The sequence below is a fragment of the Phreatobacter sp. genome, assembly GCF_016793595.1.
Classification (GTDB): domain Bacteria; phylum Pseudomonadota; class Alphaproteobacteria; order Rhizobiales; family Phreatobacteraceae; genus Phreatobacter.
Map to the genome: position 1 here is coordinate 478,841 of NZ_JAEULY010000004.1, position 10,955 is coordinate 489,795.

9 protein-coding genes are annotated in these 10,955 nt (G+C 67.6%); 7 read left to right on the forward strand and 2 right to left on the reverse strand.

Annotation, left to right across the window (positions count from 1 at the left end):
* Positions 1 to 63 precede the first annotated feature (63 nt).
* The 7 genes from JNK84_RS06355 (at position 64) to JNK84_RS06385 (ending at position 9,596) form a co-directional block, all read left to right on the forward strand.
* Entirely contained in the window at positions 64 to 1,668 is a 1,605-nt protein-coding gene (locus tag JNK84_RS06355; protein WP_293421695.1) for an ABC transporter substrate-binding protein, read from the forward strand.
* A 75-nt stretch (positions 1,669 to 1,743) separates the two neighbouring features.
* Positions 1,744 to 2,685 (forward strand): ABC transporter permease, encoded by a 942-nt coding sequence (locus JNK84_RS06360; protein ID WP_293421697.1) that lies wholly within the window; start codon positions 1,744 to 1,746, stop codon positions 2,683 to 2,685.
* Positions 2,682 to 3,617, forward strand: a complete 936-nt coding sequence (locus JNK84_RS06365; protein WP_293421699.1) for an ABC transporter permease — start codon at positions 2,682 to 2,684, stop codon at positions 3,615 to 3,617. Before JNK84_RS06360 ends, JNK84_RS06365 begins: the two co-directional genes overlap by 4 nt.
* On the forward strand, positions 3,614 to 5,230 hold the full coding sequence (locus JNK84_RS06370; protein ID WP_293421701.1) for an ABC transporter ATP-binding protein: 1,617 nt from the start codon (positions 3,614 to 3,616) through the stop codon (positions 5,228 to 5,230). Before JNK84_RS06365 ends, JNK84_RS06370 begins: the two co-directional genes overlap by 4 nt.
* Before the next feature lie 43 nt (positions 5,231 to 5,273).
* Positions 5,274 to 6,980, forward strand: coding sequence for an adenine deaminase (gene ade / locus JNK84_RS06375; protein ID WP_293421703.1), 1,707 nt, complete (start codon positions 5,274 to 5,276; stop codon positions 6,978 to 6,980).
* A gap of 77 nt (positions 6,981 to 7,057) precedes the next feature.
* Positions 7,058 to 8,296 (forward strand): MFS transporter, encoded by a 1,239-nt coding sequence (locus JNK84_RS06380; RefSeq protein WP_293421705.1) that lies wholly within the window; start codon positions 7,058 to 7,060, stop codon positions 8,294 to 8,296.
* 85 nt (positions 8,297 to 8,381) lie between these two features.
* Positions 8,382 to 9,596, forward strand: coding sequence for an acyl-CoA dehydrogenase (locus tag JNK84_RS06385; protein ID WP_293421707.1), 1,215 nt, complete (start codon positions 8,382 to 8,384; stop codon positions 9,594 to 9,596).
* Positions 9,597 to 9,682: 86 nt separating this feature from the next.
* On the opposite strand, the gene JNK84_RS06390 is transcribed toward JNK84_RS06385, so the two are convergent.
* Entirely contained in the window at positions 9,683 to 10,039 is a 357-nt protein-coding gene (locus JNK84_RS06390) for a c-type cytochrome (RefSeq protein WP_293421709.1), read from the reverse strand.
* A 72-nt stretch (positions 10,040 to 10,111) separates the two neighbouring features.
* A complete protein-coding gene (locus tag JNK84_RS06395; protein ID WP_293421711.1) occupies positions 10,112 to 10,936 on the reverse strand; it encodes an alpha/beta hydrolase in 825 nt (274 codons plus the stop codon).
* Positions 10,937 to 10,955: the final 19 nt, after the last annotated feature.

A 10,955-nucleotide genomic window follows, 5' to 3' on the forward strand; every position in this document is an offset into this window, starting at 1 on the left:
CTCTGATCCAGCCTTCTGTCGGCAGGGTCATATCCTGCCGTGGAGTTCCAGGGGAGAGTCATCATGAAATCCGTCAAACTGTCTCGCCGCTCGGTGGTAGCGGGCGCGGCCGCGGCAAGCGCGCTCGCCGGCACCACCGGTGCCTCCGCCCAGGGCGCGGCCAATACGCTGCGCGTCGTCATGCACTCGGACCTGCGCATCGTCGACCCGATCTGGACCACCGCCTACATCGTCCGCAACCACGGCTACATGATCTACGACACGCTGTTCGCGATGGACGCCAGCGGCCAGATCCAGCCCCAGATGGTCGACAAGTTCACGACCAGCGATGACAAGCTCACCTACACGTTCACGCTGCGCGACGGCCTGATGTGGCACGACAACACGCCCGTCACCACCGCCGACGTCATTCCCTCGATCCGCCGCTGGGCCGCGCGCGACCCGCTCGGCCAGACCGTCATGGGCTTCATCGCCGAGATGACGGCGAAGGATCCGAAGACCTTCGAGATCAAGCTGAAGGAGCCGACCGGCCTCCTGATCTTCGCTCTCGGCAAGCCCTCGTCGAACGTGCCGTTCATGATGCCGAAGCGCGTCGCCGAGACCGACCCGAACACGCAGATTTCCGAGTTCGTCGGCTCCGGCCCGTTCGTGTTCATGCGCGACGAGTGGCGCCCGGGCGACAAGGCCGTCTACACCAAGTTCGCCGGTTACAAGCCGCGTTCGGAGCCGGCATCGGCGCTGTCCGGCGGCAAGATCGCGAAAGTCGACCGCGTCGAATGGCGCGTCGTGGCTGATCAGCAGCAGGCGGTCAACGCCCTGCTCGCGGGCGAGATCGACGTCATCGAATCGCCCAGCCACGACCTTCTGCCGCTGCTGAAGGCCGACAACAACGTCAAGCTGTTCAGCTGGAACCCGCTGGGCAACCAGTACACGATGCGGTTCAACCACACGACCGCACCGTTCAACAATCCGAAGATCCGCCAGGCCGCGCTCTATGCGTTCAACCAGGAGGATTTCCTGAAGGCGACCATCGGCGACCCCGAATACTACAAGGTCTGCAAGGCCATGTTCGTCTGCGGCACGCCGCTCGAGACCATGGCGGGCATGGAAGACAAGCTCGAATCCAACTTCGCCAAGGCCCGCCAGCTTCTCCAGGAGGCCGGCTACAATCGCGAGCCGGTGGTGCTGCTGCACTCGACCGACCTGCAGGTGCTGACCAATCTCGCGCCGGTGGCCAAGTCGCTGCTGGAGCGTGCCGGCTTCGTCGTCGACATGCAGTCGATGGACTGGCAGACGGTGGTCGCCCGCCGCGTCAAGCGCGACCCGCCGACCCAGGGCGGCTGGAGCGCCATGCTGACGTCGTGGGTGTCGGCCGACATCCTCAACCCGGTCATGGCCGGTTTCTTCAACGCGTCGGGCGACAAGGCGGCCTTCGGCTGGCCGAATGACCCGGAGATCGAGGCGCTGCGCGCCCGCTTCGCACGGGCCGGCAGTGCCGCCGAGCAGAAGCAGATCGCCGAGGCGATCCAGCGCCGCGTTGCTGAAGCCCCGACCCACATTCATCTGGGACAGTGGTATCAGCCGGGCGCCCACCGCTCGAACATCTCCGGCTGGCTCGCCACGCCCGCCCCGGTGTTCTGGAACATGGAGAAGGCTCGCGGCGCCTGATCGCCCGTCATCCCCGGAGGCCGGCCGTAGCGGCCGGCCTCCCCTTTTTTGCGATCCAGCCCGTCCGATCGGATTATGATCAGTTATATTCTCAGACGCCTCGCGGCGACCGTCCCCGTCTTGTTCACCGTCGCGGTGATGGTGTTCCTGATGCTGCGCCTGACGCCCGGAGATCCCGCGGCGATCATCGCGGGCGACAACGCCACCTCGCAGCAGATTCTCGACATCCGCACCAAGCTCGGCCTCGAGCAGCCGGTGCTCCAGCAGTTCTTCATCTGGCTCGGCAGCATCCTGCGCGGCGACCTTGGCGAAAGCTTCTTCTTCCGCAAGACGGTGTGGGAGCTGATCTCCGAGCGCATCGAGCCGACCCTGTCGCTCGCGGTTCTCACCATCATCCTGGCGGTCGTCATCGCCATTCCGCTCGGCGTTGTCGCCGCCTACCGGCAAGGCACCTGGATCGACCGCCTCGTGATGGGCTTTTCCGTCATCGGCTTCTCGGTGCCGGTCTTCGTCGTCGGCTACCTGCTCGTCTACATCTTCGCGGTGAAGCTCGGCTGGTTCCCGGTGCAGGGCTATCAGCGAATTTCGGGCGGCCTCGGCCCCTGGTTCCGCAGCCTCGTCCTGCCGGCATTCACGCTCTCGGTCATCTATGTGGCGCTTATCGCGCGCATGACGCGCACCAGCGTGCTTGAGGTCCTCTCGGAAGACTACATCCGCACCGCGCGCGCCAAGGGGCAGACCGAGGTCAAGGTGCTGTTCCAGCATGCGCTGAAGAACGCCGCCGTGCCGATCGTCACCGTGGTCGGCATCGGCATCGCCCTGCTCATCGGCGGCGTCGTCGTCACCGAAAGCGTCTATTCCATTCCAGGCCTCGGCCGCCTCACCGTCGACGCCGTGCTGGCGCGTGACTTCCCGGTGATCCAGGCGATCATCCTGACCTTTTCCTTCGTCTACGTGCTGATCAACCTCATCGTCGATCTTTCGTACACGATCTTCGACCCGAGGATCCGCTATTGACCGCCCCAGCCACCACAACCCCGCTGGCCGGCGCGGCGGACACGCCCGCCCCCGCCAAGCCGACCGTCTGGCGCAAGCTGTTCCGCAATCCCGCCGTCCTCGCCGGCCTCGCCATCGTGCTGGTCATGGTGTTCATCGGCCTGATCGCGCCCCTGATCGCCACCAGCGATCCGGCCGCGATCAATCCGGCGGCGCGCAACCGCCTGCCCATGGCTGAAAGCTCCATGCGCGCCGATGACGGCACGCGCATCACCGTCAAGCACTGGATGGGCACCGACACGCTCGGCCGCGACGTGTTCTCGCGCGTCGTCTATGGCGCGCGCGTGTCGATCTTCATCGGCGTCGCCGTCGCCGCCATCTCGATCGGCGTCGGTCTCGCGATCGGCCTGCTTGCCGGCTATTTCCGCTGGCTCGACAGCATCATCATGCGGATCATGGACGGGTTGATGGCGATCCCCGCCATCCTCCTCGCCATTGCCGTGGTTTCGCTATCGCGCGCCGGCCTCCTGTCGGTGATCATCGCCATCGTGGTGCCGGAGGTACCGCGCGTCGTGCGCCTCGTCCGCTCGGTCGTGCTCTCCGTGCGCGAGGAGCCCTATGTCGAGGCCGCGCGCGTGTCCGGCACGCCGACGCTGAAACTGTTGATCCGGCACGTTCTGCCGAACACCATCGCGCCGCTGATCGTGCAGGGCACGTTCATCTGCGCGTCCGCGATCCTCGTCGAGGCGATCCTGTCATTCCTCGGCATCGGCATTCCGCCGGACATTCCGACCTGGGGGAACATCATGGCCGAGGGGCGCCAGCTCTTCCGCGTGTTCCCGCACAATATCCTCTATCCGGGCATCTTCCTCGCCCTCACCGTGCTTGCCGTGAACATGCTCGGCGACGGCCTGCGCGACACGCTCGATCCGAAAATGGAGAAGCGCGGATGAGCGGTCCGATCCTGGAAATCCGCAACCTGACGGTCGGCCTGCCCAAGGGCGGCGACCGCGCCAATGCGGTCGAGGGCGTCTCGTTTCACGTCAACCCGGGCGAGATCGTCTGCGTCGTCGGCGAGTCCGGTTCGGGCAAGTCGGTGACGGCGCACTCGGTCATGGGCCTGCTGCCCAAGGGCCAGCTCAAGGCAACGGGCGGCGAAATCCTGCTCGAAGGCGAGAATGTGCTCACCGCCACGCCCAGCCGCCTTAGGGCGCTGCGCGGCACGCGCATGTCGATGATCTTCCAGGAGCCGATGACGGCCCTGAATCCGGTCGTCACCTGCGGCGCGCAGATCGACGAGGTGCTGCAGATCCACACCGATCTTGGCGCGACGGAACGCAAGGAAAAGGTGCTCGCGGTGATGAACTCCGTGAGCCTCCCCGATCCCGAGAAGATGTTCGACGCCTATCCGCACCAGCTCTCGGGCGGACAGCGCCAGCGCATCATGATCGCGCAGGCGCTGGTGCTCGACCCCGCCCTGCTGATCGCCGACGAGCCGACCACCGCGCTCGACGTGACCACGCAGGCGCAGATCCTGAAGCTCGTCGCCGAGATGCAGGAGCGGCGCGGTACGGGCGTCCTGTTCATCACCCATGATTTCGGCGTCGTCGCCGAGATCGCCCACCGGGTCGTGGTGATGCAGAAGGGCCACGTCGTCGAAACCGGCACCGCGACGGAAGTGCTGAAGAACCCGCAGCATCCCTATACCAAGATGCTGATCAATGCGGTTCCGCCCCTGACGCCGGCCGTCCGCGACGAGAAGACCGGGCCGGTGGCGCTGGAGACGGTGAAGCTCTGCAAGGTCTATGGCGGCGGCGGCTTCTTCCAGAAGAAGCGCGAGGTGCGCGCCGCTTCCGACGTCGACATCCGCGTGCGCCGCGGCGAGACGCTCGGCATTGTCGGCGAGTCCGGTTCGGGCAAGTCGACGGTCGCGCGCTGCATCGCCCGGCTGATCGAGCCGAGCTCCGGTGGCATCGTGGTCGACAACATGGATATTGCCCGGCTGTCGGAGCGCCAGCTCAGGCCACACCGCAAGCACTGCCAGATCGTCTTCCAGGACCCCTACCGCTCGCTCAATCCGCGCCGGTCCGTGGGGGCGTCCATCGTCGAGGGGCCGATGAATTTCGGCGTCTCCGCCGATACCGCCCATGCCAAGGCGCGCGACCTGATGAAGCTGGTGGGTCTGTCGCCCGACGCGCTGGACCGTTACCCGCACCAGTTCTCGGGCGGCCAGCGCCAGCGCATCTGCATCGCGCGCGCGCTCGCCATGGAGCCCGAGATCCTGATCGCGGACGAGGCGGTCTCCGCCCTCGACGTGTCGGTGCAGGCACAGGTGCTGGACCTGCTCGACGATGTCCGCAAGAAGTTCGACCTCGCGGTGCTGTTCATCACCCACGACCTGCGTGTCGCGGCACAGATCTGCGACCGCATCGCGGTAATGCAGAACGGCGTGGTGGTCGAGCACGGCCGGACGGTGGACGTCTTCACCAACCCGCAGCACGCCTATACGCGGTCGCTTTTCGAGGCCGCGCCGGGGCGGAATTTCGAGTTCGCCCGGGTGGCCTGAGCTCAGGAATGGACATGCGGCGCAGGCACGCTAGCCTGCGCCCATGATCATCTCGTCCGAAACCCTCGCCCGCCGCATCGCGCAAGGTCGCGGCTCGGCGCCCGCCGACCTCGTCATCCGCAACGTCAGGCTCTACGACCTCGTCACCGGCAATCTCATGCCGACCGACATCGCCATCTGCGGCGACACCATCGTCGGCACCTATGGCGACTACCAGGGCGCGCGGATCATCGAAGGCCGCGGCCGCATCGCGGTTCCGGGCTTCATCGACACGCATCTGCACGTCGAATCCTCGCTGGTCACGCCGATGGAGTTCGACCGCTGCGTCGCCCGCCACGGCGTCACCACGGCGATCTGCGACCCGCACGAGATCGCCAACGTGCTGGGCCGCGCGGCCCTCGACTACATGCTGGAGGGGGCAGGCCGCACGGTGATGGACCTGCGCGTCCAGCTCTCCTCCTGCGTGCCCGCGACCCATCTGGAGACGGCCGGCGCGCGGCTGGAGGCGGCGGACCTCGTCCCCTATCGCGACCATTCGAAAGTGATCGGCCTTGCGGAGTTCATGAACTTCCCCGGCGTCGTGCATGCCGACCCGGCCAGCCTCGCCAAGATCGAGGTCTTTTCGGACCGGCATATCGACGGCCACGCGCCGCTGCTGCGGGGCTTCGACCTCAACGGCTATATCGCCGCCGGCATCCGCACGGACCACGAGACCACGACCATCGACGAGGCGCTGGAGAAGATCCAGAAAGGCATGACCATCCTGATCCGCGAGGGGTCGGTGTCGAAGGACCTGCACGCCCTCGCGCCGCTCCTGTCCATCGCGACCTCGCCCTTCCTCGCCTTCTGCACGGACGACCGCAACCCGCTCGACATCGCCGAGGAAGGCCATCTCGACTTCATCATCCGTACCGCGATCCGCCTCGGCGTGCCGCCGCTCGCCGCCTATCGCTCGGCCTCGTTGACGGCCGCGACCGCTTTTGGCCTGAGAGACCGGGGCATTATCGCGCCGAGCAAGCGCGCCGACATCGTGCTGCTGGACGATCTCGAAGCCTGCGCCGTCTCGGACGTCATTGCCGGCGGCGTTCTGATCGGGCCGGAAGCCTATGCGGGCAAGACGCCCGTGCCGCCGGTCGGGCTCGACAGCATGAAGGCGCGCGCCGTGAGCGCCGCCGACTTCCACGTGCCGGCGGCCGGGCCGGGCGCGCGGGTCATCGGCGTCATTCCCGGCAAGATCATCACCGAAGACCTCCGGATGGAGCTGCCGGTACGCGCCGGCGAGATGCTCTGCGATTTCGACAAGGACGCGGTGAAGGTCGCCGTCGTCGCCCGCCACGGCATCAATGACAATATCGGGCGCGGCTTCGTCCACGGCTTCGGCCTGAAGCGCGGCGCCATCGCATCATCCATCGGCCACGACAGCCACAATATCTGCGTGGTCGGCGCTGACGACGCCGACATGGCGCTGGCGGTGAACCGGCTGGTGGCGATACGCGGCGGTTTCGTCGTGGTTGAAGGCGGCGAGGTGCGCGCCGAACTGCCGCTGCCCATTGCCGGCCTGATGAGCGACCGCCCCTATGAGGAGCTGATCGCCCCGCTAGAGGCGTTGCGTCATGCCGCGAAGGCCCTCGGCGTCGTGCTGGCCGAACCCTTCCTGCAGGTCGCCTTCCTGCCGCTGCCGGTGATCCCGCACCTGAAGATCAGCGACCGGGGGCTGGTGGACGTGAACCGGTTCGAACTGATCGGGTGATCGCAGGAAACGGGCGGAGAGATCGGGTGTCGCGGGCGCGGGCGGCATGCGACCCAAGCCTCCCGGAGGCTTGACCCATGACCGATACCGCAGAGACCGGGGCGGCAACCGCCCCCTCCCCGTTCAACCGGCTGCTGGCGACTGCCGGCTTCGTCCAGTTCGCCGACCAGATCGCCCTCACCGCCCTGCCGATCACGGCGGTTCTCGCGCTCGGCGCGGGCCCCGGCCTCGTTGGCGCGCTGGTCGCGGCTCAGACCGCCGCCTGGCTCCTCGTTTCGCTGCCCGCCGGCGTCGTCGTCGATCGCATGCCAAAGCGGCTGGTGCTGAGGATCGCCCTGACGATCAGTCTCATCGCCGCCACTTCGGCTACGGCTGCTGCCCTGTGGAACAGCGTCGTCCTGCTCGCCATCGCTGCCTTCCTCGCGGCCGCGGGCACCGTGACCTTCGTGCTGGTGCAGATCGGGCTCATCCCGAAACTGGTGACGCCAGGCACCCTGCCGCGCGCCAATGCCCGCATCGAGCTCGCCCGCGCCAGCGCCAGCGCCGCCGCTCCCTTCATCGTCGGGCAGCTCGCGACCCACGTCTCGCCGCTCGCGGGCTATCCGCTCGCCGCCTTCCTCGCGCTGGCGGCGCTCGCCTGCGCCATGACCATCCGGATCGACGACGACGCCGCGCCGGCCGTTGCCAAACCACCGGTGTTGCAGGCCATTGCCGAAGGCGCGCGCTTCGTCCTCGCCGAACCACTGCTGCGCGCCATCGGTCTCTGCGCGGTGTTCTGGAACTTCGCCTTCGTGGCGCTGCTCGCCGTCTTCATCCCCTTCGCGCTCACGCGGCTCGGCACGGATGCCGCCGGCGCGGGCCTCGCGCAGGGCATCAACGGCCTCGGCATGATCCTCGCCGCCGCCGTCGCTCCCGCCATCTTCGCCCGCGTCGAACCGCGCGCCGTCCTGCTGTTCGGGCCGGTCTCCTCGGCCCTCGGCGCGATCATGATGGTCCTCGCCCCCTCCTTCGGCGGGATCGTGCTGGCCGCCCTCGCCTTCGGCATTATCGGCTTCGGCCCGATGCTCTGGCTGGTGATGCAGACCTCCGTGCGCCAGATCGTCACGCCGCCAGCCCTGATGGGCCGCGTCACCGCGACGATCCAGGTGGCGATCTACGGCGTCCGGCCCATCGGCGCGCTGGCGGGCGGCCTCGTCGGGCAATATGCCGGGCTGGACGCGGCGATCGTCATGGTGGCGGCCGCCTTCGCCACCTCGGCGCTGGTCTCGCTCGCCTCGCCGCTGGCGCGCCTGAAAGAGATGCCGGCTCCGGCATGACAGCAATCCCTAGACGTTCGGGTGCTTGGCGGCCCCAAGCCTTTGGCCTAAGACACGCCATCCCTTTCGTCTGAGGACCCACGCCATGGCCGTCGCCCAGCTCCACCCCGCCACCGGCTACGTGAAGGACAACGAGGAGTTCAACTGGGAAGACCCGCTGAACCTCGACGGCCTGCTGACCGAAGAAGAGCGCATGGTGCAGGAAACCGCCCGCACCTATTGCCAGGAGAAGCTGCTGCCGCGCGTCACCTCGGCCTTTCTCGAGGAGCGCTTCGACCGCGAGATCATGAGCGAAATGGGCGAGCTCGGCCTGCTCGGCTCGACCCTGCCCTCCGAATATGGCGGCGCCGATCTCGGCTATGTCGCCTATGGCCTGATCGCCCGCGAGGTCGAGCGTGTCGATTCCGGCTACCGCTCGGCCTGTTCGGTGCAGTCCTCGCTGGTCATGTACCCGATCTACGCCTACGGCTCCGAAGAGCAGCGCAAGAAGTACCTGCCGAAGCTCGCTTCCGGCGAGTGGGTCGGCTGCTTCGGCCTGACCGAGCCCGATGCCGGCTCCGACCCCGCCGGCATGAAGACGCGCGCGACCAAGGTCGATGGCGGCTACATCCTCAAGGGTTCGAAGATGTGGATCACCAACTCGCCGATCTCGGATCTGGCGGTGGTCTGGGCCAAGACCGACGAGGCCATTCGCGGCTTCGTCGTCGAGCGCGGCATGAAGGGCTTCTCGACCCCGAAGATCGAGGGCAAGGTGTCGCTCCGCGCCTCGATCACCGGCGAGATCGTGCTGGATGACGTCTTCGTTCCGGCCGAGAACATGCTGCCGAACGCCAAGGGCCTGTCCGGCCCGTTCGGCTGCCTCAACCGCGCCCGCTACGGCATTGCCTGGGGCGCGATGGGCGCCGCCGAGGACTGCTGGCACCGCGCCCGCCAGTACACGCTCGACCGCAAGCAGTTCGGCAAGCCGCTGGCCGCCACCCAGCTCGTCCAGAAGAAGCTCGCGGACATGCAGACCGAGATCACCCTCGGCCTGCACGGCGCGCTGCGCCTCGGCCGCCTGATGGAGGACCATTCCTTCGCGCCGCAGGCCATCTCGCTGATGAAGCGCAACAATTGCGGCAAGGCGCTCGACATCGCCCGCGTCGCCCGCGACATGCACGGCGGCAACGGCATCTCGGCCGAGTACCACGTCATCCGCCACATGGTGAACCTGGAGACGGTCAACACCTACGAGGGCGCGCACGACGTCCACGCGCTGATCCTCGGCCGCGCGCAGACGGGCATTCAGGCGTTCTTCTGATCGCCGTTCCGAACCGCGATACGCAAAGCCCGGCCATCGCGCCGGGCTTTTTCGTTCGGGCCGGCGGGGCATAAGGCCCGACCGGCCTATCGGCGCTGCGGCCGCGCGCGCGGATCGGTCTGGATCGACATGAGATAGGCGACGATCGACGCGGCCCGCTCGGGCGAGAATGTGAATTCCGGCATGGCCGGATGACCGGACGTGAAGCCCTCCGCGAGCGCCTCCTCAAGCACGTCGACCGGATAGCGCTTGCTCAACTCGCGAAACAGCGGCGCGCCGGGATAGCGGCTGACATCATCCCGGCCAATGGCATGGCAAAGGGCGCAGTGCTGGCGCACGAGAACCTCACCCCGCTGCACGAGGACACGCTGGCTCTGGGCGGCAGCCGGCCCCGCGCCGAGCATGGCGGCGGCAAGAGCGAGGACGGCGGTAAGGGAGCGCATGATGGTCCTCGCGGGCGAGATGCGATGCCGGCCCAACAAGCACGCATGCCGCACCAGCGGCTTTGAGGTCGATCAATCGGCCAGCCGGACAAGCTCGGCGGTCAGCATGGAGGCAGGGTCAGCGAAAGGCGCGATGACGGTAAAGTGGTTCGCGCCGTCCACCACGATCTCCTTCGTCACGACGCCCATCGGCCGCCAGGCATCGACGAGCGCCCGGGTCTGGCGGTGGTATTCAGACGATTCCTCTCCGCCCACGACCGCCGTGACCTTCAGCCCCTCCGGCGGCGACCAGACCAGCGGCGAGGCGCGCGACGCCTGCCCGACATCCATGCCGAGAGCCTTGTTGATGGAGGTACGGACGAGCGGCGCGAGATGGAACAGGCCCGATACCGGCATGGCCGCGGCGATGATCGACGCAGCCTCGCCGATCCAGGGCCAATTCGCCCCCGCGAGGCAGGCAGCGAGATGCCCGCCGGCCGAATGGCCGAAGGGCAGCACCTTTCGGCCGGTCCGCCGATGCAGTTCGCGCGCGCAGGCGATGGACTGATCGACAATCTCGCCGAGCGCGACCTGCGGGCAGAGATCGTAGCTCATCACGGCGACATCGAGGCCGTGCGCGTTGGCGCCGGCGGCGAGATGGCTGAAGAAGCCCTTGTCCAGCGCCTGCCAGTAGCCGCCATGAATGAACAGGAGGACCGGCGCGCCGGCGCGCGGGCTTGCCGCCGGGAACCAGTCGTAGCGATGCCGTTCGCCCGTGCCGTAGGCTTCGTCGAGCTTGGCGTCACCGCGCGCGGCGCGAAAAGCCGCCGCGTCCGCCGCCCAGCCCGCGATGATGGCCGGATGCTCCGGCACGCGGGCGCGGTTGTTGTACTCGGCTTCGAGGTCGATCTGCGTCATGGACGGCACCGCTTGAGGA